The organism is Janthinobacterium breve, assembly GCF_051380895.1.
Taxonomy (GTDB): domain Bacteria; phylum Pseudomonadota; class Gammaproteobacteria; order Burkholderiales; family Burkholderiaceae_D; genus Janthinobacterium.
On sequence record NZ_JBNYXY010000002.1, the window covers coordinates 544,332 to 566,003 of the forward strand.

Annotated in this window: 19 protein-coding genes and 1 pseudogene; 12 read left to right on the top strand and 8 right to left on the bottom strand. The window is 62.1% G+C overall.

Features of this window, described 5'->3' with window-relative positions:
• Positions 1 to 3: 3 nt before the first annotated feature.
• The 5 genes from ACQ4W0_RS05245 to ACQ4W0_RS05265 all read left to right on the top strand — a co-directional run bounded on the left by ACQ4W0_RS05245 (position 4) and on the right by ACQ4W0_RS05265 (position 3,453).
• Complete coding sequence (locus ACQ4W0_RS05245; RefSeq protein WP_436575802.1) at positions 4 to 681, top strand: TetR/AcrR family transcriptional regulator; 678 nt, start codon at positions 4 to 6, stop codon at positions 679 to 681.
• 91 nt (positions 682 to 772) lie between these two features.
• On the top strand, positions 773 to 1,288 hold the full coding sequence (locus ACQ4W0_RS05250; protein ID WP_436575803.1) for a hypothetical protein: 516 nt from the start codon (positions 773 to 775) through the stop codon (positions 1,286 to 1,288).
• Between the two features lie 137 nt (positions 1,289 to 1,425).
• Positions 1,426 to 1,695, top strand: a complete 270-nt coding sequence (locus tag ACQ4W0_RS05255) for a hypothetical protein (RefSeq protein WP_436575804.1) — start codon at positions 1,426 to 1,428, stop codon at positions 1,693 to 1,695.
• A 160-nt stretch (positions 1,696 to 1,855) separates the two neighbouring features.
• The gene (locus tag ACQ4W0_RS05260) at positions 1,856 to 2,278 is read left to right on the top strand and encodes a VOC family protein (protein ID WP_436575805.1); all 423 of its coding nucleotides are present in this window, start codon (positions 1,856 to 1,858) and stop codon (positions 2,276 to 2,278) included.
• Positions 2,279 to 2,289: 11 nt separating this feature from the next.
• Positions 2,290 to 3,453 carry a dipeptidase gene (locus tag ACQ4W0_RS05265; protein WP_436575806.1) on the top strand — a complete coding sequence of 388 codons (1,164 nt, stop codon included), beginning with the start codon at positions 2,290 to 2,292 and terminating at the stop codon, positions 3,451 to 3,453.
• Here ACQ4W0_RS05265 and ACQ4W0_RS05270 read toward each other — a convergent pair.
• The 7 genes from ACQ4W0_RS05270 to xapA all read right to left on the bottom strand — a co-directional run bounded on the left by ACQ4W0_RS05270 (position 3,450) and on the right by xapA (position 12,079).
• Positions 3,450 to 4,667 (bottom strand): nucleoside deaminase, encoded by a 1,218-nt coding sequence (locus tag ACQ4W0_RS05270; RefSeq protein ID WP_436575807.1) that lies wholly within the window; start codon positions 4,665 to 4,667, stop codon positions 3,450 to 3,452. The genes ACQ4W0_RS05265 and ACQ4W0_RS05270 overlap by 4 nt on opposite strands.
• A 10-nt stretch (positions 4,668 to 4,677) precedes the next feature.
• Entirely contained in the window at positions 4,678 to 5,085 is a 408-nt protein-coding gene (locus ACQ4W0_RS05275; protein ID WP_101483994.1) for a cytidine deaminase, read from the bottom strand.
• A 106-nt stretch (positions 5,086 to 5,191) separates the two neighbouring features.
• Complete coding sequence (gene deoA / locus ACQ4W0_RS05280) at positions 5,192 to 6,514, bottom strand: thymidine phosphorylase (RefSeq protein ID WP_436575808.1); 1,323 nt, start codon at positions 6,512 to 6,514, stop codon at positions 5,192 to 5,194.
• 75 nt (positions 6,515 to 6,589) lie between these two features.
• The gene (locus tag ACQ4W0_RS05285) at positions 6,590 to 8,971 is read right to left on the bottom strand and encodes an aldehyde dehydrogenase family protein (RefSeq protein WP_436575809.1); all 2,382 of its coding nucleotides are present in this window, start codon (positions 8,969 to 8,971) and stop codon (positions 6,590 to 6,592) included.
• Between the two features lie 12 nt (positions 8,972 to 8,983).
• The gene (gene deoC, locus ACQ4W0_RS05290) at positions 8,984 to 9,943 is read right to left on the bottom strand and encodes a deoxyribose-phosphate aldolase (protein WP_034785577.1); all 960 of its coding nucleotides are present in this window, start codon (positions 9,941 to 9,943) and stop codon (positions 8,984 to 8,986) included.
• On the bottom strand, positions 9,940 to 11,133 hold the full coding sequence (locus ACQ4W0_RS05295) for a phosphopentomutase (protein ID WP_436575810.1): 1,194 nt from the start codon (positions 11,131 to 11,133) through the stop codon (positions 9,940 to 9,942). Before ACQ4W0_RS05295 ends, deoC begins: the two co-directional genes overlap by 4 nt.
• A gap of 106 nt (positions 11,134 to 11,239) precedes the next feature.
• Positions 11,240 to 12,079 (bottom strand): xanthosine phosphorylase, encoded by an 840-nt coding sequence (gene xapA / locus ACQ4W0_RS05300; RefSeq protein WP_436575811.1) that lies wholly within the window; start codon positions 12,077 to 12,079, stop codon positions 11,240 to 11,242.
• 389 nt (positions 12,080 to 12,468) lie between these two features.
• On the opposite strand from xapA, the gene ACQ4W0_RS05305 reads away from it, so the two are divergent.
• The 7 genes from ACQ4W0_RS05305 to ACQ4W0_RS05335 all read left to right on the top strand — a co-directional run bounded on the left by ACQ4W0_RS05305 (position 12,469) and on the right by ACQ4W0_RS05335 (position 20,601).
• Positions 12,469 to 13,626, top strand: a complete 1,158-nt coding sequence (locus ACQ4W0_RS05305; protein ID WP_436575812.1) for a carbohydrate kinase — start codon at positions 12,469 to 12,471, stop codon at positions 13,624 to 13,626.
• 3 nt (positions 13,627 to 13,629) lie between these two features.
• On the top strand, positions 13,630 to 14,559 hold the full coding sequence (locus ACQ4W0_RS05310) for a pseudouridine-5'-phosphate glycosidase (RefSeq protein WP_436575813.1): 930 nt from the start codon (positions 13,630 to 13,632) through the stop codon (positions 14,557 to 14,559).
• Between the two features lie 85 nt (positions 14,560 to 14,644).
• Entirely contained in the window at positions 14,645 to 15,547 is a 903-nt protein-coding gene (locus ACQ4W0_RS05315) for a LysR family transcriptional regulator (RefSeq protein WP_436574189.1), read from the top strand.
• A 395-nt stretch (positions 15,548 to 15,942) separates the two neighbouring features.
• Positions 15,943 to 16,938: a BMP family lipoprotein gene (locus ACQ4W0_RS05320; protein ID WP_071079281.1), complete on the top strand. Its 996-nt coding sequence runs from the start codon at positions 15,943 to 15,945 to the stop codon at positions 16,936 to 16,938.
• An 81-nt stretch (positions 16,939 to 17,019) separates the two neighbouring features.
• Positions 17,020 to 18,549 carry an ABC transporter ATP-binding protein gene (locus ACQ4W0_RS05325; protein ID WP_436575814.1) on the top strand — a complete coding sequence of 510 codons (1,530 nt, stop codon included), beginning with the start codon at positions 17,020 to 17,022 and terminating at the stop codon, positions 18,547 to 18,549.
• Positions 18,546 to 19,625: an ABC transporter permease gene (locus ACQ4W0_RS05330; protein ID WP_436575815.1), complete on the top strand. Its 1,080-nt coding sequence runs from the start codon at positions 18,546 to 18,548 to the stop codon at positions 19,623 to 19,625. Before ACQ4W0_RS05325 ends, ACQ4W0_RS05330 begins: the two co-directional genes overlap by 4 nt.
• A gap of 4 nt (positions 19,626 to 19,629) precedes the next feature.
• A complete protein-coding gene (locus ACQ4W0_RS05335; protein ID WP_086145100.1) occupies positions 19,630 to 20,601 on the top strand; it encodes an ABC transporter permease in 972 nt (323 codons plus the stop codon).
• A 431-nt stretch (positions 20,602 to 21,032) separates the two neighbouring features.
• On the opposite strand, the pseudogene ACQ4W0_RS05340 reads toward ACQ4W0_RS05335, so the two are convergent.
• A pseudogene (locus tag ACQ4W0_RS05340) lies at positions 21,033 to 21,617 on the bottom strand (NUDIX domain-containing protein); the annotation flags it as partial.
• Positions 21,618 to 21,672: the final 55 nt, after the last annotated feature.

Sequence of the window (21,672 nt, forward strand, 5' to 3'; positions counted from 1 at the left end):
GCCATGGCCAGCGAAAAATCCCCTGCCCTTCCCGTGAAAAATGCCGGCGGCCGGCGCCTGCAAAACCGCGACCGCCTGGAAGCGGACATCCTGGAGCAGGCCGTGCGCGCGTTCGCGGAAAGCGGCTACGAGGGTGCCTCGATCGCCACCATCGCCGAGCGGGCCGGCCTGTCGAAGCAAAACCTGATGTATTACTTCCCGTCCAAACAGCTGCTGTACCAGCGCGTGCTCGACGATGTGCTCGACGACTGGCTGGCGCGCATGGAGTCGCTGGCCAATGAACACGACGAGCCGCGCGACGTGCTGCGCGCGTATATTGGCGCCAAGCTGCGCTTTTCGCGCGAACAGCCATGGGCCTCGCGCGTGTATGCGCTGGAAGTGATCAATGGCGCTCCCCTGTACGGCGCGCAGATACGCGACAGGGTCGTGCCCCTGCTGCGCAAGGATATCGCCGTCTTCGAAGCCTGGATCGCCGCAGGCAGGATCGCGCCCGTCAACGCCACGCACCTGATGTTCGCCATCTGGGCCATGACGCAATCGTATGCGGATTTTTCAGCGCAGATGGCCCTGGTGCTGGAACGCAAGCAGCTCACGCGCAAGGATTACGAGGATGCTGAAATCCTGCTCACGCACATGGTGCAGGCGGCCATCGCCCTGCCTGCGGCTGCGCCCGGCGCGTGATGAAATTTCCAATGAACAAACGAGCAGTGATAGCATGGCGCGCTGGAGCGTTTGCAATAGCGACGCCATATCGACAGGATAAGGAACAGGCATGAAACAATGGTCATCGGCGCGCACCGCGTCATTGCTGGGCAAAGCTGCCTGCGCGGCGCTGCTGGCAGTGGCATCCACGGCACAGGCGCAGACAGTTGGCATGATAGACAACCAGCCGCTCAGCGAAACCTGGCTCAACGCGGGCTTTTATTCGTATCACTTTCAACGCGACAAGAATCTGAACGACAGCAATCCGGGCCTGGGCGCCGAATACCGCTTTTCCACGGTCGCATCGGCCACGGCCGGGCGCTTCTACAATAGCGACCGCGCCTACTCGAACTATGTGGGCGTGTACTACCAGCCCATCAAGGTGGGCCCGCTGCGCATCGGCGCCGTCGTTGGCGGCTTCAGCGGCTATCCGAAGATGCGCGACGGTGGCTGGTTCCCGGCCCTGGTCCCCACCATCAGCTATGAATACCAGCGCGTGGGCGTGAATATCGCCATCGTGCCGTCCTACAAAGACCGCCTGTATGGCGCCCTCAGTTTCCAGCTGAAACTCAAGGTCTTTGAATAACCGTTTGTCCTGGCCTGTCACCGTTCGGTCCGCCATTCCTGCCATTCGTCGCATACGCGATGTTCGGCAGCAAGGTTTTGCCTATAGTGGATTCATCGCCAGCATGCATACGGCAGCGGCAACCACAGGAGAACGGCATGAAAGACATCAATTCGGCACCGGGCAGCACTTCCTTCAGCGCTTTCTGGAACGAGCTGTGCGCTTACGCGCGCCAGGGCATGGCCGCCCTGCGCGCCATGTCCTGGCCCATGCTGCTGGGGTGCTGCCTGGGCCTGGCGTTCCTGATCACCATCTTGCCGCTGGCTATCATGCTGTTTGGCCTCGTCATGCTGCTGAGATGGGCAAGCAACAGCGACGACACAGGCACGGACACGAAGGCAGAAAATTCTCCGCAGTCAACGCAATAAAAATTTGCGTCGTGGCAAGAGTGCAATGATTGTTCTATGGCACTATGGGTGCGCGCAGCATTGACGGGCATCAAACCCATCCCGATGGATGGGTTTGAGACGGAACGCTATGCAGGATAGACGATCAAAGCTACTCCCCCTCAGCCATAGGAGTTTTCTGATGACCACGACAGCAAAAGCTACAGCAGCTACGACCATTCCCTGCCTGCGCTACCGCGATGCCCCCGCCGCCATCGAATGGCTGTGCACAGCACTCGGTTTTGAAAAACAATTGATCGTGCCTGACGGCAACGGTGGCGTTGCCCATGCGCAGCTAAGCTTTGGCAATGGCATGGTCATGGTGGCACCGGCCCTCGACAGCGACTATGGCCGCCTGATGAAACTGCCTGGCGACATCGGCGGCGCCAACACGCAAAGCTGCTACCTGGTCGTCAGCGATGCCGACGCCGTCTACCGCAGCGCGCGCGAAGCCGGTGCCGAGATCGTGCTCGACATCAAGGATGAAGATTACGGCGGACGGGGCTTTACCTGCCGCGACCCGGAAGGCCATATCTGGAGCCTGGGCACCTACGATCCATGGTAAGACGGAGAACAATGATTATCAGTACCTTCGCCGCCGCCAGCCTTGCGCTGGTCGGCGGTTTCCTGTCCGCTCCCGTCCTCGTGGACGAGCACCTCAACCGTGTCCACGCGCCCTCCGGCAAGGCGCCATCGACGGCCACTGTGGCCCTGCACCAGAGCCTGTGGATCGCCGACCTGCACGCCGACAGCCTGCTGTGGCAACGCAATCTGAACCGCGACAAGCAGCGCGGACATGTCGACTTTCCTCGCCTGCAGCGGGCCAACGTGGCGCTGCAAGCCTTTTCCGTCGTCACCAAGACGCCGCGCAAGATGAATATCGAGCGCAATGGCAGCGATACGGATAACATCACGGCACTGGTGGTGGCACAAGGCTTGCCCCCCGCCACCTGGAACAGCCTGCTGGCGCGCGCCACCTACCAGGCCGACGAGCTGCGCCAGCAAGTGGCCGGGAGCCAAGGCAAGGTCCGGGTGATCGGCAGCCGCGCCCAGCTGCGCAGCTTCATCGCCGCGCGCGAACAGGAGCCAGACCTGCTGGCCGGCTGGCTGACACTGGAAGGCGCACATGCGCTCGAAGGCAAGCTGGACAACCTCGATACCTTGTACCGGGCGGGCTTCCGCATGGCCGCGCCCACGCATTTCTTCGACACGGAACTGTCCGGCTCCCAGCACGGCCTGAAAAAAGGCGGCCTGACGCCGCTGGGCAAGCAATGGCTGCGCGCCATGGAACAGCGCAAGATGATCGTCGACCTGGCACACGCCTCGCCGGCCACCATCGACGACGTGTTAACTTTGGCGAAGCGCCCCGTGATGGTGTCGCACACGGGCGTGCGCGGCACCTGCGCCAATGGGCGCAACCTGAGCGACGCACAATTGAAACGCATCGCCGCCCAGGGTGGCCTGGTGGGCATCGGTTTCTGGAATACGGCCGTCTGCGGCAAGGACGTGGCGTCCATCGCGCGCGCCATCAAGTACACGGTAAAACTGATCGGCGCGGAACACGTGGCCTATGGCTCGGACTTCGACGGCGCCGTTACCACCGCCATCGACGCGGCCGGCTTGCCGCGCCTGACGCAGGCGCTGCTCGACGCTGGCTTGTCGGAAGCGCAGATCCGCCGCGTGGCCGGCGAAAACGTGCGAGACTTTTTACTCAAGAACCTGCCCGACGACGACGCCTAGGCCAGGGCCAGGGCCTTGATCAGCGCCTGGTCCGCCACCTGGCGTGGCCGGATGCGTATCAGCTTGCGGTACAGCGGTGGCATGGCGTTGCACAGCGCCAGCAGCGCGTCCTGCGCCATGGCAGGGCGCACGTACTGGAATTGCGCCGGATTATTCTCCGGCAGGGCCCCTTCCATGGTGGAACCGTAGGCACCCAGGGTCATGAAACTGGCGGCGCTGTCGTCCGGGCCGATGGCCAGCACAAAGGTGCCATGCTTGGGGTGGCTCAGATAGCTTTTGATTTCTTCCTGCAGCGCCGGCTCGGCGCCGGCCATCAATTCATAGCGCAATTGCGCGTACTGGCGCGTGCATTCCATGAACGGTGTGCGAATGACGGAGCGCGCCAGCTGGCCGGGCATGCATAGCAGCAGGTTGCCAAAGGAATCAAGCAAGGCGGCTGCGTCGCCCTGGCCGCCCTCGCGCGCGTCCTGCTCCATGGCCGCCTGCAGGAATGGCGCCAGGCCCGCGTCGGGGGCATGCGGGTCGCAGCGGTAGGTCAGGGCATCGGGATAGCGGCGGCGCAGAGCGCGCACCACGGCATGCTCGGACGGCAAGGTGGCGGGATCGCGCCGGTGCACATCGTCGCCAGCGTTCAGCAACTGCATCACCTGGGCCGATGTCGCTTCGAACACCAGCGAGCACAGTGCCTGCGTCGCCTCGTGGATGCTCTTGCCGATGAAAAAAGATTTGGGCGCGGCGCCGGAAGGCAGGCGCGCATACTCGGTAGCACCGCGCACGGCCGGATAGCAAAAGCTGCGGCCGGCCTGGGCCTGCAGCGGCGCCGGCAAGGCCGTAAACGTGGCAGCGCCATCGTAATTGATGCCCGCCTTGACGTCGGGCGCGGCCACCACCACGTTGAAACCGGCCGTCAGGATGGCGCCGGTGCACATGCAGCACGGGTCGAGCGAGGTGACGATGGTCAGTTCGCCGGGCGGCGGCAAGGGTGTGCCCTTGGCCCGCTCCGCGAAATACCAGTCCACCAGCTGTCGCTCGCCGTGCGCGGTGGGGTCGAACACCAGGCCCTGGCGAACGACGTTGTTATGCATCGATTGCAGCACATTGCCGGCGCCGTCGAGCAGCACGCCGCCCACGCCGAACGTGCCCTGCGTCTTGGCGGCCATGGCTTCGGCCACGGCGATGGCCACGGCGGCCTGGATGTCGATCGTCTTGTTCAAGCGTAGCCTGTTACTTCATGTCCAGGTCGGAATTGCCGAAGCCGTGCGGCAGCAGCCAGCCCGCCGTCACTTCCATGACATCGTTTTTCAGGTTCGTCAGGATCACCGGCAAATCGGCGCCACCCATCTCGAACATCACCTGGCGGCAGGCGCCGCACGGAGAGATCGGTTCAGCCGTGTCGCCCGTGACGGCCAGTTTGGCGAAATCGCCCGGCTTGCAGCCATGCGCGATGGCGCTGAAAAACGCCGTGCGTTCAGCGCAGTTGCACAGGCCATACGCGGCGTTTTCCACGTTACAGCCACGGAAGACGCGGCCATCCTTGCACAGCAGGGCTGCGCCCACCTTGAAACGCGAATACGGCGCGTAGGCCAGTTCACGGCCGGCGTTGGCTTCGGCGATCAGTTCTTGGTTGTTCATTTTTTCTGCAATACCTTTGAAATCATTAAGGCCGGGGTCAGACCCTCAATACCGCTGACACATAGCTCAGCGCTATCGCAAGCGGGGGTCTGACCCCAGTGTTACTCTACGGTCGAATGGTACGGTAAATGACAGGATTGACCGTCAGCGCCACTGCGCTGATGGCATACGCTTCCTGGATTTCCTTGACGGCTTGCTGCGCCGCCGCTTCCGTACGCGCGTGCACCATGGCCAGCGGCTGGCCAACGGACACTTGCTCGCCCAGGCCCACCAGGTCCGTCAGGCCAACAGCGAAATCGATGCTGTCCGTCGGACGGCGGCGCCCGCCACCGAGAGCGACGACGGCCAGGCCGATGGCCCGGCAATCGCGTACATTGGCAAAGCCGGCGGACAGCGCTGGCGCCGGCACGACGAACGGCGCCTGCTCCAGGTGCTTGTCCGGATTCTCGACCAGATCGGCCGGGCCGCCCAGGGCGGACACCATGCGCGAGAAGCGCTCTGCCGCTTCGCCCGAATCGAGCGCCGCCATCAATTTGGCGCGCGCTTCCTCCTCCGTGGCGGCAAGGCCGCCCAGCACCAGCATCTCGGCGCACAGCGCCAGCGTGACTTCATGCAGACGCGCGGGACGCGAACGGCCCGTCAGGTAATCCATGGCGCCGCGCACTTCCAGCGCATTGCCCGCGTAGGGCGCCAGCGATTCGTTCATGTCCGTCAGGATGGCCGAGGTCTGCATGCCCGCGCCATTGCCGACGGCGACGATGCTTTCGGCCAGCTCCACCGACTTGTCGTAGGTCGGCATGAAGGCGCCCGTGCCCACTTTGACGTCCATCACCAGCGCGTCCAGGCCGGCCGACAGTTTCTTCGACAGGATGGAGCCGGTGATCATGGCCACCGATTCCACCGTGGCGGTGACGTCGCGGATACTGTAAAAACGCTTGTCGGCCGGTGCCAGCTGCGCCGTCTGGCCGATGATGGCCACGCCGATATCCTGCACCACCTTGCGGAACAATTCATTGTCCGGCACCGTGCAATAGCCGGGAATGGCGTCGAACTTGTCCAGGGTGCCACCCGTGTGGCCCAGGCCGCGGCCCGAGATCATCGGCACGTAGCCGCCGCACGCGGCGACCATGGGGCCCAGCAGCAGGGAGACCACGTCGCCCACGCCGCCCGTCGAATGCTTGTCGACGACAGGACCAGGCAGCTTCAGCGAACGCCAGTCCAGCACGTGGCCGGAATCGCGCATGGCCAGGGTAAACGCGACGCGCTCGTCCATGTTCATGTCGTTGAAAAAGACGGCCATGCCCAGCGCCGCGATCTGACCTTCGCTGACGCTGCCGTCAGTGATCCCGCGCACAAAAAACTGGATTTCCTCGGCGCTCAAGACACCCTTGTCGCGCTTCTTGCGGATGATTTCTTGGGTTAAAAACATGGATTCACTCCGATCATGAGATTTGGGGTCAGAACCGACGGCTCTGACCCCAGCTTTGCCAGCACTACTTATCGATTAGACGCCGTAAGGAATCCACACGTTTTTCACTTGCGACGCATGCGCCAGCACGGCACGGCCACCGCTTTGGGCGGCACTATACCAATCGCGGCCTTTGGCGCCACCGACCCAGGTGCGCTTCAGTGTGCCGGCCGACAGGCGCTCGACTTCCGCGCAACCTTCGGCGGAGCCGTCATGGCGCCAGACGGCGTCGATATCGGCGTGCGTGGCCAGAGTGCGCGCCAGTTCATCGGCATTGCCGCTGATGATGTTGACGACGCCGCCCGGCAAGTCGGACGTATCGAAGACCTGGTACAGGTCCAGCGCGGACAAGGGATGCGCTTCCGACGGTACCACTACCACGCGGTTACCGAGCGCGATGGCTGGCGCCACCAGCGAGATGAAACCCAGCAAAGGCGCTTCATTCGGGCAAACGATGCCGATCACGCCGACCGCTTCGTTCAGCGCCACGGTGATGCCCTTGGTTGGCGGCTGGTGTGCCAGGCCGTCGTATTTGTCGGCCCAGGCAGCGTAGTAGAACAGGCGTTCGATCGATGCCTGCACTTCCTTCTCGGGATTTTTACTGCCCGTCATGGCGGCGATGCGGGCGGCGAATTCGTCGGCGCGCGCCGCCAGGTTTTCGGCGATGTAGTACAGCACTTGCGCGCGGTTGTGCGCCGTGGCGCTGCTCCAGCCGGACGCTTTATGCGCCGCTTCGACGGCATTGCGGATATCCTTGCGGCTACCCACGCCCACTTCGGCCAGCAAGGCGCCGTTCGCGCCAAATACGGGCGCGCTGTAGGCGCTGTCAGGGCGTGCCTGCTTGCCGCCGATGTACATCTTGGCCGTGCGGTCGATGGCGAACGGATCGGCAGCGGCCGGCTTCACATTGGCCTTGGCCTTGGCTTCCACCACCGGCAAGGCCGGGCGCGCATCTTCGGCCAGGGCCGTCATGTATTCCAGCATGCCTTCGCGGCCACCTTCGCGGCCGAAGCCCGATTCGCGGTAGCCGCCGAAGCCGCACGCGGCGTCGAACTGGTTGGCGCTGTTGATCCACACCACGCCAGCCTTGATGGCAGGAGCGATATCGAGGGCCAGGCTGATCGACTCGGTCCACACGCTGGCGGCCAGGCCGTACACCGTGTTGTTCGCCAGTTGCACCGCTTCTGGCGGCGTGCGGAAGCTCATCGCCACCAGCACGGGGCCGAAGATTTCAGCCTGTGCCACGGCGGCCGAGGTCGATGCGCCCGTGATCAGGGTGGGCGGGAACCACGAGCCGTCTGCCGGCAGTTCGCACGCGGGCTGCCACACGTCGCAGCCTTCGGCGCGGGCGGTATCGACCAGCGCGGCGATGCGCTGGCGCTGCACGGGGTCGACCAACGCGCCCACATCCATCGATTTGTCCAGGGGAGAGCCAAGGCGCAGGTTTTCCATGCGCGCGCGCACCTTGTTCAGGAAGCGTTCCTGGATCGATTCCTGCACCAGCAGGCGCGAACCGGCGCAGCAGACTTGTCCCTGGTTGAACCAGATCGAGTCGACCAGGCCTTCCACGGCGCCGTCCAGGTCCGCGTCTTCAAAGACGATGAACGGCGACTTGCCGCCCAGTTCCAGCGACAGCTTCTTGCCGCTGCCGGCCGTCGCTACACGAATCAAACGGCCCACTTCCGTGGAACCTGTAAACGCGATCTTGTCGACGCCAGGATGGTTGACGATGGCCGAACCCACCCGGCCATCGCCGGTGACGATATTGACCACGCCGGCCGGCACGCCCGCCTGCAGGCACAACTCAGCGAACAGCATGGCGGTGAGCGAGGTGAATTCGGCCGGCTTGAAGACCACCGTATTACCGGCGGCCAGCGCCGGGGCGATTTTCCACGACAGCATCAGCAGGGGGAAATTCCAGGGCACGATCTGGCCCACCACGCCCACGGCGCGGTAGTCGGCAAATTCTTCCGACTGCAGCTGCGCCCAGCCGGCGTGATGATAGAAATGGCGCGCGGCCAGCGGCAGGTCGATATCGCGCGTTTCGCGGATGGTTTTGCCATTGTCCAGGGTTTCCAGCACGGCGAACAGGCGCGAGTGCTTTTGCAGCAAGCGTGCCAGCGCGTACATGACTTTCGCGCGGCCGTGGCCACCCATGCCCTGCCATACGGGCAGCGCGCGGCGCGCCGCTTCCACGGCCCGTTCCACGTCAGCGTCAGTGGCTTGCGTCAGTTCCGCCAGTGGCGTGCCGTCGGCCGGATTGGTCGAGGCGAACAGCTCGGCCGGCTCGCTCCAGGCATTGTCGATGAACAGGCCGAATTTGCGCTGGTGGCCGTCGAGCCACGCCTGTGCTTCTTTTTGACTTTCGGGAGCAGGGCCGTAGTCCATAGTAGTGAGAATCTCGTTAATTGTAGGCATGACGAATGTTCTTTAAGGTTGTGCGTGACGATGATTGGCCGAGTAGCTGCCGGTGACGTAGTGCTCGAGCTGGCGCTCGATGTCCGTCAGCAGGCTGGAAGCGCCGATGCGGAACAAATGCGGCTGCAGCCATTCGTTGCCCAGTTCTTCCTTCATCAGGGTCAGGTATTGCAGTGCGCTCTTGGCCGAGCTGACGCCGCCGGCAGGCTTGAAGCCCACCTGGAAGCCCGTCTGCTCGTGGTACTCGCGGATCGTGCGCACCATCGTCAGGGCCACGGGAATGGTGGCGTTCACGCCTTCCTTGCCGGTGGAGGTCTTGATGAAATCGGCGCCTGCCATCATGCAGACCCACGACGCCTTGGCCACGTTTTCCATGGTCAGCAAGTCGCCCGTGGCGAGAATCGCCTTCACGTGCGCTTCGCCGCATGCCTTGCGGTAGGCCAGCATTTCGTCGTACAGCACCTGCCAGTTGCCGTTCAGGACATGCTGGCGCGTGATGACGATATCGATCTCGGAAGCGCCGGCGGCGACCGACAGTTCGATCTCGCGCAGCTTCGTTTCCATGCTCGTCAGGCCGGCCGGGAAACCCGTCGACACGGCGGCGATGGGCAGGCGGCCCTGGATGACTTTCACGGCCGGCTGGATCATCTCGTGGTACACGCACACGGCGCCGGTGCTCAATTGCGTCAAGCCCAGGGCATCCATCAGGTCGGCGCGCAGCGGGCGCATGGCCTTCATGCACAGGCGCTCCACGCGGCCCGGCGTATCGTCGCCGCCCAGGGTGGTCAGGTCGATCATCTGGATGGCTTTGACCAGCCAGGCGGCCTGGTACTCCTTTTTCACCGTACGGCGGTTCGCCAGGCTGGCTGCGCGGCGGTCCGTCGCGGCGCGGTTGACGCGGATCTGGTTGATCCAGCCCAGGTCGAGGCCAACGGCCTCGTTACGCTTGAATTCGGGGTGCATGAGTGTCATAACAAGCTGGTTCCATTAGCAAGTGGTGGTACGCCAAGGTGCTTGGCGAGGGTTTGGCCAATATCGGAGAACGTCTCGGAAATACCCAATGCGCGCGGGGCGACGCCGGGGCCGAAGAAGATCATCGGTATATGTTCGCGGGTGTGGTCGGAGCCGTGCCAGGTGGGGTCGCAGCCATGGTCTGCGGTGATCACGACCAGGTCGCCATCTTTGAGCTTGGCCATGAATTCCGGCAAGCGCGCATCCATTTCGCGCAACGCATCGGCATAGCCCTCGACGTTGCGGCGGTGGCCGAAAGCCTGGTCGAAATCGACGAAGTTGACGAAGGTGAGCGACTTGTCCTGCACTTCATCGGCCGTCTTCAGCAGCGCTTCAAACAGCGCCATGTTGTCGACGCCCTTGACGACGCGCGAGATGCCCTGGGTCGCGAAAATATCGCTGATCTTGCCCAGGCCGACGACTTCGCCGCCCGCATCCTTGACGTGATCGAGCAAGGTCTTGCTTGGCGGCGCGACGGCGTAGTCGTGGCGGTTGCTGGTGCGCGTGTAGTTGCCATTGCTGCCGGTGAACGGGCGGGCAATGACGCGGCCGATGTTGTAGGGCTCGACCAGCTTGAAGGCCATTTCGCACACTTGGTACAGGCGCTCGAGGCCGAACGATTCTTCGTGCGCGGCGATCTGCATCACCGAGTCGCCCGACGTATAAATAATCAGCTTGCCGGTGGCGACGTGTTCATCGCCATGCTTGTTGATGATGTCCGTGCCCGAGGCATGGCAGTCGCCCAGGAAGCCGGGCACTCCCGACATGGCTTTCAGCTTGTCGGTCAGGTCGGCGGGGAACGATGGCGTGGTGCGAGGGAAGTAGCCCCAGTCGAATTCGACGGGCACGCCGGCGATTTCCCAGTGGCCGCTCTGCGTGTCCTTGCCGGTGGAGCGCTCGCGCGCCGCGCCGTAGGCGCCGGTGAAACCGTCGCGCTGGTCGAAGCCAGTGGCCCATTCACCGCTGGCCAGGTGCGCGGCAGCGCCCAGTCCCAGGCGTTCCATATTCGGGAGTTTCAAGGTCTTGCCGCTTTTGGCGACAGTGCTGGCAATGTGGCCAAAGGTATTGGCACCTGCGTCGCCATACTTGGCAGCGTCTGGCGTCGCGCCAAGGCCGAAGGAATCAAGCAGGAGAATAAATGCGCGTGACATGATAAGGCTCGCTTTGTGGATGATGCGGACAGTGTAGGCCGGTTTTTCCCGGCCTGCCGCGCGGCAGCGCCGGTGGCCGGCGCGCCGCTACTGCGTAAAAAAGTGCTTAGGCTTGCGGCTTTTCAGCAACTTTGGAGAGGAAAGCCAGGATCAGCTTGACCAGGTCTTTCGCGCCGATGGCCGCGTATTTCAGGGTTTGTTCGTGCGACAGGGCGAATGGCGACATGCCTTCGGCCAGGTTGGTGATGACGGACACGCCCACCACTTTCAGGTCGCAATGGCGGGCCGAGACCACTTCCGGCACCACCGACATGCCGACCGTGTCGGCGCCCAGGCGGGCCATCATGCGGATTTCGGCGGCCGTCTCGAAGTTCGGGCCAGGGTAGGCGACGAACACGCCCTCGTGCAGGGTGATGCCGCTGGCGGCCGCAGTGTCCTTGACTTGCTGGCGCAGTTCGGCATCGTAGGCGTTGGCCATGCTGAAGAAGCGCGGGCCAAAGCGGTCGTCGTTCGGGCCAACCATCGGCGTGCCTGGCAGCAGGTTGATATGGTCGCTGATGGCCACCAGGCTGCCGGCGTCCACTTCAGGGCGCAGGGAACCGGCGGCGTTGGTAACGAACAGCATTTCGCAGCCCAGCAGCTTCAGGGTGCGGATGGCGCTCGTCATCACGCCCATGCCGTAGCCTTCATAGAAGTGGCCACGCCCCTTCATGCAGACGACGGCGACGCCCGACAGGGTGCCGACCACCAGTTCGCCGGCATGTCCGTGCACGGTGCTGATCGGGAAACCTGGCAATTCGTCAAAGCTGATGCTGACGGCGTCCGTCATCTGCTCGGCCAACACACCCAGGCCGGAGCCGAGGATCATCGCCACGCGCGGCTTGAAATTTTCTGGGGCGCGGGCACGGATGATTTCGGCGGCGTGGAAAGGGGCGTTGTTCGACATGGTTATCCTCTGATTGACTAATGATGATGGTTGCTGCCTGCGTGGCCGTGCCCGGTGAGGGACTGCGACACAGGTATCGGGTATGTATGCTGTTACAGGTATATCGAAATGCGTATTGCTTCTATTTTCCGCCACTATGCATCAAACGGAATATGTATGGCAAATACCATTTTTCTTGTCCATTTATACAATTCAAATATAAATGGCCGGTATTATAGTCCAGGCAGGAGCTCGCCCGCCAGCGGCGGCCACGCCCTTGCGATGCCCCGGAAATGCATGCATACAAGCTCCATACGAACACTTTTCGCGCCCGCTTGACACGAACTTGACACTATTAAGACAAATGTTTACAGTCGAAGACAAATGTTTAAACCTTCAGCGAACACCTTGTGACCGATACCAATAAAAAAGACCAGCTGTACACGCTGATCCGCAACAACCCCTTCATCTCGCAGCAAGACCTGGCGAGCGAGCTGGGCTTGTCGCGCTCGGCCGTCGCCGGCCATATCGCCGGATTGATCCGCGAGCGCCGGCTGCTGGGACGCGCCTATGTGCTGCCCGACAGCCGCCCCGTGCTGTGCATCGGTGCCGCCAACCTCGACCGCAAGATGCGCACCCTGGCGACCCTGCAGATGGGCACCTCGAATCCCGTGCGCTCGGAAGAGGTGTTTGGCGGCGTAGGCCGCAACATCGCGGAAAACCTGGCCCGCCTGGCCATCCCCGTGGCCCTGCTGACGGCGCTGGGCGACGATGCGGCCGGCCACGCCCTGCAGACGCATGCGGAAGACGCGGGCATCGACATGCGCGGCAGCTTGCATCTGAGCAACACCAGCAGCGGCACCTACACGGCCGTGCTCGACGAACATGGCGAAATGCTGCTGGCGATGGCCAACATGCAACTCTACGAACAGCTGACCCCGGCCTTTTTGCACAGCCGCCAGCCGCAGCGCGCCGCCGCCGCCCTCACCGTCTGCGACCTGAACCTGGGCCACGACAGCGTGCAGGCGCTGCTGGCCGATGCGCGCCAGGACGCTGCCCACGCGACGCCGCTGGTCATCGTCGCCGTCTCGCAGCCAAAGATGGCGCACTTGCCGCAAGACCTGACGGGCTTGCATTTGCTGATCCTCAACCGGGGCGAACTGGAAACGCGCGTGGCGCGGGCCTTGCCGACGGCGTTTGATGTGCGCGCCGCCTGCCGCGAAGTGCAGCGCCAGGGTGCGCGCCAGGTGATCGTCACCTGCGGCGGCGAAGGCGTGTACTTCACGCATGGCGACAGCCCGGACGCGCCGGTCGTGCACCTGGCCGCGCGCGAAGTGGACGCCGTCGACGTGACGGGCGCCGGTGACGCGTTTTCCGCCGCCGTCTGCTGGTCGCTGTATCACGACAGCAGCGACTTGAAACTGGCGTGCCGGCGCGGCCTGAAACTGGCCGCCATGACCCTGGAATCCGACGCCACCGTCTCGCCCCTGATTTCGGCCGGTGCGCTCGACGACATCGACGACGCCGACCTGGCGCCACCTCCCCCTACCCTCTTTCAACAGGATTGACACATGACGCAATTGAATAATTTCCTCTCATTCTCGCAAGAAGTGCTAGCCGCACGCGCCGCCGGCAAGGCTATCGTGGCGCTGGAATCGACCATCATTTCGCACGGCATGCCGTATCCGCAAAACGTGGAAATGGCGCGCGAAGTGGAACAGATCATCCGTGACGGCGGCGCCGTGCCGGCCACCATCGCCATCATCGACGGCAAGATCTGCGTGGGCCTGTCGCCCGAGCAACTGGAATTGCTGGGCACCTCGCCCGACGCCATGAAAGTCAGCCGCCGCGACCTGCCGTTCGTCTTGTCGCAACGCAAACTGGGCGCCACCACCGTGGCCGCCACCATGATTTGCGCGGAACTGGCGGGTATTTCCGTGTTCGTTACGGGCGGCATCGGCGGCGTGCACCGCGGCGCGGAAACCAGCTTCGACATTTCCGCCGACTTGCAGGAACTGGCACAAACCTCCGTCGCCGTCGTCTGCGCGGGCGTCAAATCCATCCTCGACATCGGCCTGACCCTGGAATACCTGGAGACGCATGGCGTGCCCGTCATCAGCGTGGGCCAGGAAGGCTTCCCCGCCTTCTTCACGCGCGAAAGCGGCTTCAACGCGGATTTCCGCCTCGATACCGCTGCCGAGCAGGCGGCCTTCATCGGCACCAAGTGGCAGCTTGGCTTGAAAGGCGGCGTGATCGTCAGCAACCCCGTGCCGGCCGCGCAAGCCATGCCCAAGGAAGAAATCGACGCGATCACCACGCAGGCGCTGCAGGAAGCGGACGCGGGCGGCGTGAAGGGCAAGCAAGTCACGCCATTCCTGTTGTCGCGCATCAAGCAGTTGACGGACGGGCGCAGCCTGGCAACGAATATCGCCCTCGTCAAGCACAATGCCCAAGTCGGCACCGCGCTGGCCATTGCCATGCAGGCAGTCGTGGCACGATAATAGGACCGCTGTAAAGAAAGCGCGTGCGCCTTCACGGGTTCGCGCGCCGTTCCATCGCCTAGCAAGACGCAACGCCAAGGAAAGCATGTCCATCGATCTGAAACAGTTAAAGTATTTTCTTGCCGTTGCCGAGGAGAAAAGCTTCAGCCGCGCCGCCGAGCGCCTGCATATCTCGCAGCCGCCCCTGAGCCAGCAGATCATGAAACTGGAAAGCGAACTGGGCGTGCGCCTGTTTGCGCGCACCACGCGCACCTTCGAGCTGACCGTGGCGGGCAAGGCGCTGATGAACGAGGCAGCCGACCTGTTGGCCAAGATGCGCATGACCATCGACACCATCCGCCAGATCGACCGCGGCGAAGTGGGCCGCTTGCGCGTGGGCATCGTCGGCTCGGCCATGTGGGGTCCCATCCCCAGCCTGCTGGAAGAATTCCAGACCAAATTCCCCCGCGTCAGTTGGACCATCCATGAATTCGGTCCCACGGTGCAATACGAAGCCTTGCGCGCCAAGCAGATCGACGTGGGTTTCTGGCGCGAACCCAAGCTCAACGACGACGACTTGCGTCACGATAATTTACGCCAGGAACTATGCTTCCGCGAAAACGTCTGCGTGGCTGTCAACGAACACCATCCGCTGGCAAAAAACACGGCCATCGAACTGATCGACATCGCCCACGAGCCCATGCTCACGCTGAACCTCGACAAATCTGCCTTTCCCCGTTACCTGGTGCAATGCTGCATCAATGCCGGTTTCGAACCCGTGATTTTCCAGGAAGCGAGCGAACCGCAAACCCTGCTAGCCATGGTGGGTGCGGGCCTGGGCGTGACCCTGGTGCCGGAAACGACGAGCCGCATCGGCTGGCCCGGCGTCGTCTTCCTGCCGATCAAGACCAATCCGCCATCGGCCAACCTGTATATCAGCTACACCACGCTCGACGACGCGCCCGTCGTGCGGGCCTTCCTGAATATCATCAATCCCCCGTCAGCCTGACGCGGCCCGGTCTGACTGCGGCCAATTTATATGACTTTCATATAAATAGTTAAACAAAAACGTATTTGTCATACATATCTGGCATGATGCATAGTGATTCGGACGCCCATCGCGGCGCCGGTTCCGTGCCTGCCCTGCCCGTCCATTGACGGCGCATCCCAGCCCATTCCGGCAGCCCATTCGATGTTGTAACGATAAAAGAGACGGGGCGCGACTGTTGCATGAGCATCACACTGACGACATAAAAGCAGACAAGGCCAGCAATGATCTTGTGTAATACAGTGCAATGTTGATAAGGAATCATCGCCTCGTGCATCAAAAACAGGCTAAATCGGCCCCAAATTATATGTTTCACCTATAAAAAATATACAATATCGATCTTCCAGGAGCCACTCATGAAACTTACACAATTTAGTTTGACGATCGCAGCCGTATTTCTGACTGCTCAAGCGTCCGCGGCTACCCCAAAACTGGGTGTCGTGTATGACGCGGGCGGCAAGTTCGACAAGTCGTTCAACCAATCCGCTTTCGAAGGCGCATCGCGCTTCAAAAAAGACACAGGCATTTCCTTCATCGAAGTCCAGGCATCGAGCGATACGCAAGCCGAACAAGTCATGCGCGGCCTGGCCCGCAAGAAACTCGACATGATCGCCGCCATCGGCTTTGCGCAAACGCAAGCCGTGCAAAAGGTCGCCAAGGAATTCCCGAATGTGAAATTCGTGCTGATCGACGGTCAGGCCGCTGGCAGCAACGTCAATTCCGTCGTCTTCAAGGAAGAAGAAGGCTCCTACCTGGTGGGCGTGGCTGCGGCCATGGCCAGCAAGAGCAAGAAAGTCGGCTTCATCGGCGGCATCGATATTCCCCTGATCCGCAACTTCGCCTGCGGCTACGCGCAAGGCGTCAAAGCCGTCAATCCGAAAGCGGAAATCACGCAAAACATGGTCGGCACCACGTCCGGCGCCTGGAATGACCCGGCCAAGGGCGGCGAACTGGCCCGCTCGCAATTCGAACGCGGCGTCGACGTCGTCTTCGCCGTGGCCGGCGGCAGCGGCATGGGCACGCTGCAAATGGCCAAGGAAAAAGGCAAGCTGGCGATCGGCGTCGATTCAAACCAGAATGGTTTGTACCCGGGCAGTATCCTGACTTCGATGGTCAAGCGCGTCGACAACACCGTGTATGACAGCTTCATGGAAGTCAAGAACGGCACCTGGAAGGGCGGCGTCAGCTATAAAGGCTTGAAAGAAGGCGGCGTGGATTGGGCGCTCGATGCGAACAACCGCAAGCTGATTACGCCAGAAATCGAAAAGCGCGTGTTGGGTGCGCGTAAGGACATTATCGATGGCAAGATCAAAGTGATCGATTACCGCGTCGGCAGCAGCTGCCCGGTTTAATTTTTCTCCGTATCTTCTAGCGCGCCGCCGGGGCCTGTCTCCGCGCGGCGCGTTTCCATGAAACTATCCAGTTATGAACCTATGCAGCCAGCAGTAGAATTTCGCAGCATTTCCAAGCAGTTTGGACATGTGAAGGCGAACGCCGACATCAGCTTCTCCATCGCCAAGGGCAGTATCCACGGCCTGGTGGGGGAAAACGGCGCCGGCAAATCGACCTTGATGAGCATCCTGTACGGGTATTACCGTGCCGACGGCGGAGAAATCTTGCTCGACGGAAAAGTACAGCCTATCCGCAACAGCCAGGAAGCGATCAATCTCGGCATCGGCATGGTGCACCAGCATTTCATGCTGGTCGAGAACTTCACCGTCCTCGACAATATCATGCTGGGCACGGAAGGCGGTTTTCGCCTGGCCAGCCACCGCACGGAAGCGGAAGCCAAATTGCGCGAGATTTGCGCGCGCTACCGCCTCGACGTTGACCCGCTGGCGAAGATCGAAGACCTCTCCGTCGGGGCGCAGCAGCGCGTGGAAATCCTCAAGCAGATTTACCGCAGCGCCAATATCCTGATCCTCGACGAGCCGACGGCCGTGCTGACGGCGCAGGAAACGGCCTCGCTGTTTGAAATCTTGCGCCTGTTCAAGGAGCAAGGCAAAACCATCATCCTGATTACGCACAAGCTGCAAGAGATCCTGGAAATCACCGACAACGTCACCGTCATGCGCGGCGGCACGGTGGTGGGCGCCGTTGCCACTGCGACCACATCGAAAGAGGAACTCGCCAATATGATGGTGGGCCGCCCCATCCAGAGCCATCTGCCCCGTGCACCCTACAATCCGGGCGCCACGGTGCTGGAAGTCGATGGCTTGCAACTGGCCGACGCGCAACAGGTCAAACTGCTGGCCGACATCGGCTTCAACTTGCGCGCCGGCGAAATCGTCGCCATCGCAGGGGTTTCCGGCAATGGCCAGAGCGAGCTGCTGGAAATCCTGTCCGGCATGCGCTTGCCCACCTCGGGCAAGCTGCGCTTCCTGGACAAGGACTTGCCATTTGCCAAGCGCCACGATGCCGACGGCTTGCCGCTGGCCTTCCGCGAGCTGGGCATCGCCCACATTCCGGAAGACCGTTTGCGCGATGGCGTGGTGAAGAATTTCTCCGTCATGCAAAACACCATCCTCGGCTACCAGGATCACCTGAAAAACCGCTGGGGCCTGTTCAACTTCAAGGCCATCGGCGCCCGCTGCGCGGAATTGCTGAAAACCTTCGACGTGCGGCCGGCCAATCCGGACCTGCGCATCGGCTTGTTGTCGGGCGGCAACCAGCAAAAGGTGGTGATCGCGCGCGAAGTACTGGCCAAGCCGAAACTGATGCTGGTGGGCCAGCCCACGCGCGGCGTCGACATCGGCACCATCGAAAGCATCCATACGCAATTGCTGGCCCTGCGCGACGCGGGCGTGGCGATCCTGCTGGTGTCCGTCGAACTGGAAGAAGTGCGGGCGCTGGCCGACCGCATTCTGGTCATGTGCGGCGGACGCATCACCGGCGAACTGAAAATTGAAGAATTCGATACCACCCGCATCGGCCTGTTGATGGGGGGAATGCATAAATCATGAATAACGACTTGCCACGCTGGGCGACAGCCTTTGTCATGCCCATGTTAAACCTGCTGTCGGCCTTGCTGGTCGCCGCCCTGGTCATTTATATGCTGGGCGAAGATCCGGCCGAATCGCTGGGCATCCTCGTCAACAGCGCCATCCTCAATCCGGAAGGCTTGAGCTACACCCTGTTCTACGCCAGCACCTTCATTTTCACGGGCCTGTCGGTTTCCGTGGCGATGCAGGCCGGCCTGTTCAATATCGGTTCCGAAGGCCAGATGTATATCGGCGGCCTGGGATTGACGGTGGCCATGCTGGCCTTCGACCAGACCCTGCCCGCCTGGCTCTTGATTCCTGCGGCCATGCTCGGCGCGGCCCTGTTCGGCGCGCTGTGGGGCTTGCTGCCCGGCTACTTGCAAGCCAAGCGCGGCAGCCATATCGTCGTCACCACCATCATGTTCAACTTCATCGCCGCCAGCCTGATGAACTTTGTGATCGTGAAATACCTGATACCGCCAGGCGAACAAAACACGGCCAGCCGCGTGTTTGCGGAAAGCGGCGAAATGCCGCGCCTCTCCACCTGGTTCCCATCCTTGGGCGATACACCGCTGAACATCAGCTTTATCCTGGCGATCGCCGCACTGGTGATCTACGGCGTGATGGTCTGGCGCTCGTCGTGGGGTTTCAAGCTGCGCGCCACGGGCCTCAACAAGCATGCGGCCCACTATGCGGGCGTATCGATCAGCAAGATGATCATCATCGTCATGCTGATCTCCGGCGCGCTGGCGGGCTTGGGTTCCGTCAATTCCATCATGGGTTCGACCCATTACCTGTCGCTCAACTTCGTCGGTGGCGCCGGCTTCATCGGTATCGCCATCGCCTTGATGGGCCGCCAGCATCCGGTCGGCATCTTTTTGTCCGCCGTACTGTTTGGCGCGCTGATACAGGGTGGTTTTGACTTGTCACTGGAAAAACCGAATATCCCGACGGAAACGTTCATTTTCATCCAGGGCTTGATCATCCTGTTCTGCGGCGCCATGGAAAACTTCTACGCACCGGCCATTTCCGCCCTGCTCAAGCGCACCAAAGGCTAACACCATGACACTCGACGACTTTCATTTCGCCAGCATCCTGGTATCGACCGTGCGCAATGCGCCCGTCCTGATCTTTGCCGCCATGGCCGGCCTGTTTGCCGAACGCAGCGGCATGATCGACATCGGCCTGGAAGGCAAGATCCTGGCCAGCGCCTTCGCTTCCGCCGCCGTGGCCTACACGACGCAAAACCCGTATTACGGCATGGCTGCCGGCATGCTGGTCTGCGTCGCCCTGGCCCTGCTGCAGGCGTATGTCAGCATCACGCAAAAGGGCAATCAACTGGTGGCCGGCATGGCCATCAATATCGCCATGAGCGGACTGACGTTCGTGCTGGCGCAATTTTTCTTCCAGCAAGGCGGTCGCACGCCCGACCTCGGTTCGGCGCGGCTGTTCGACGTGGTCTTGCCGGGCACGCAGTATGTGGAACATATTCCCTTCATCGGCTGGGTGTATGCCCATCTGATCGGCGGCCATTCCATCCTTGTGTATGTGGCGTTCCTCCTGATTCCGCTCGTGCACTGGCTGCTGTACCACACGCGCTTCGGCCTGCGCCTGCGCGCCTGCGGCGAAAACCCGCATGCGGCCGACTCGGCAGGCGTGAGCGTGGAAGCGACGCGCTACCTGGCCATGCTGGTGGCCGGCATCCTGTGCTCGTTCTCGGGCGCCTACCTGGCCATCGTGCAAAGCGGTTTCTTCCTGCGTGACATGTCGGCCGGCGCCGGCTACCTGGCCCTGACGGCCATGGTGTTCGGCAACTGGCGTCCCGTCTACACTTTCCTCGGCTGTCTGATGTTCGGCTTCTTCGCCGCCATCCAGATTCAAATTGAAGGCGTGGACTTGCCGGTCGTGGGCCGCATCCCCGGCTCGCTGATCCAGATGGTGCCGTATGTGGTCACCGTGATCGTGCTGGCAGGCTTGATGGCGAAATCTATCGCGCCAAAGGCTATCGGTATCCCCTTTGTAAAGTCGCGCTAGTTTTAGCCTGCACTGACAAAAAGCGAAGCCCGCAGGCTTCGCTTTTTTTACGCCTGCGAAATCTCGTCCAGCGAGAAAAATACGCGTAAACCCAAGCTGCGCGCCACATTGACCATCTGGTCCGCGCCCTGGGAAGCGCCGCCGATGCGCAGCACGGCATCGCAATGGCTGAGCAGGCGCGTCGCATGCGCGTGGAACAGTTCCTCATACACGACATCGCCCACCTGGGTTGAGCCAGCCAGCGCCAGCATGGGCAAAGCCAGCCATTCACCGAGCACGGGCATGTGACCGGCGGCGTACAAGGGCAGGCAGACGGCTTCCATGGCCGCCACATTGCGCGCAATCAAGACCGGATCGTCGCCCGTGCCCGAGCGGTAGGGACCGGCAATCAGAATCTGCATGCCCCGCCGCATCTCTTGCGCTGGCGGCATCAAGTGCAACTGCGCATGCTGCAGCAGCATGATGGTCTTGCCGTCGCAGATGCGACCATCGGCCACCATCTGCAGCGCTTGCGCCAATGGCAGTTCCAGCACTTCGATGTCTTCTCCCTCGTGCGCCAAGCCGCCGCCGTCGCCGATACGGCTGGCGGGGTCGTACTCGGCGACGAAGAAATGCAAGCGCTCCGTCACGGAGCCGGGACTCATGAAAGCCTGGAAGATCTTTTGCAGCTGCCCCACCCGGTAGCCGGTTTCCTCTTCCACTTCCGCGCGGATGCGCTGCTCGGCACTGGCCTCTTCCAGCAAGCCGGCCGCTGACTCAATCAGGAAGCCATCGTGGCCCTCACGATACGTGGGAAAGCGGAACTGGCGGATCAGGATCACCGTGCGTTTGGCTTTGTTGTAGAGCAGGATGGTGGCGCCATCACCCCGGTCATAGGTTTCCCGCGTCTGCGTCTGCCATTCGCCATCGTGGCGCAGATAGTCAAACGTGGTTTTCTGCAATAAATACCAGTCGTGCGACAGGGTTACCACGCCCTGTATGCGCACCCGTTGTTGCTCAACATTTTCTTCGCGCATAGTGTCTCCTTGTGCTTGCGTTGGCCGACTTTATCATGCAAACTCGTGCAATATC

Coding starts and splice junctions, on each gene's coding strand:
- ACQ4W0_RS05245 (WP_436575802.1), top strand. CDS start 4: ATGGCCAGCGAAAAATCCCCTGCCCTTCCCGTGAAAAATGCCGGCGGC.
- ACQ4W0_RS05250 (WP_436575803.1), top strand. CDS start 773: ATGAAACAATGGTCATCGGCGCGCACCGCGTCATTGCTGGGCAAAGCT.
- ACQ4W0_RS05255 (WP_436575804.1), top strand. CDS start 1,426: ATGAAAGACATCAATTCGGCACCGGGCAGCACTTCCTTCAGCGCTTTC.
- ACQ4W0_RS05260 (WP_436575805.1), top strand. CDS start 1,856: ATGACCACGACAGCAAAAGCTACAGCAGCTACGACCATTCCCTGCCTG.
- ACQ4W0_RS05265 (WP_436575806.1), top strand. CDS start 2,290: ATGATTATCAGTACCTTCGCCGCCGCCAGCCTTGCGCTGGTCGGCGGT.
- ACQ4W0_RS05275 (WP_101483994.1), bottom strand. CDS start 5,085: ATGAACAACCAAGAACTGATCGCCGAAGCCAACGCCGGCCGTGAACTG.
- deoA (WP_436575808.1), bottom strand. CDS start 6,514: ATGTTTTTAACCCAAGAAATCATCCGCAAGAAGCGCGACAAGGGTGTC.
- ACQ4W0_RS05285 (WP_436575809.1), bottom strand. CDS start 8,971: ATGCCTACAATTAACGAGATTCTCACTACTATGGACTACGGCCCTGCT.
- deoC (WP_034785577.1), bottom strand. CDS start 9,943: ATGACACTCATGCACCCCGAATTCAAGCGTAACGAGGCCGTTGGCCTC.
- ACQ4W0_RS05295 (WP_436575810.1), bottom strand. CDS start 11,133: ATGTCACGCGCATTTATTCTCCTGCTTGATTCCTTCGGCCTTGGCGCG.
- xapA (WP_436575811.1), bottom strand. CDS start 12,079: ATGTCGAACAACGCCCCTTTCCACGCCGCCGAAATCATCCGTGCCCGC.
- ACQ4W0_RS05310 (WP_436575813.1), top strand. CDS start 13,630: ATGACGCAATTGAATAATTTCCTCTCATTCTCGCAAGAAGTGCTAGCC.
- ACQ4W0_RS05315 (WP_436574189.1), top strand. CDS start 14,645: ATGTCCATCGATCTGAAACAGTTAAAGTATTTTCTTGCCGTTGCCGAG.
- ACQ4W0_RS05320 (WP_071079281.1), top strand. CDS start 15,943: ATGAAACTTACACAATTTAGTTTGACGATCGCAGCCGTATTTCTGACT.
- ACQ4W0_RS05325 (WP_436575814.1), top strand. CDS start 17,020: ATGCAGCCAGCAGTAGAATTTCGCAGCATTTCCAAGCAGTTTGGACAT.
- ACQ4W0_RS05330 (WP_436575815.1), top strand. CDS start 18,546: ATGAATAACGACTTGCCACGCTGGGCGACAGCCTTTGTCATGCCCATG.
- ACQ4W0_RS05335 (WP_086145100.1), top strand. CDS start 19,630: ATGACACTCGACGACTTTCATTTCGCCAGCATCCTGGTATCGACCGTG.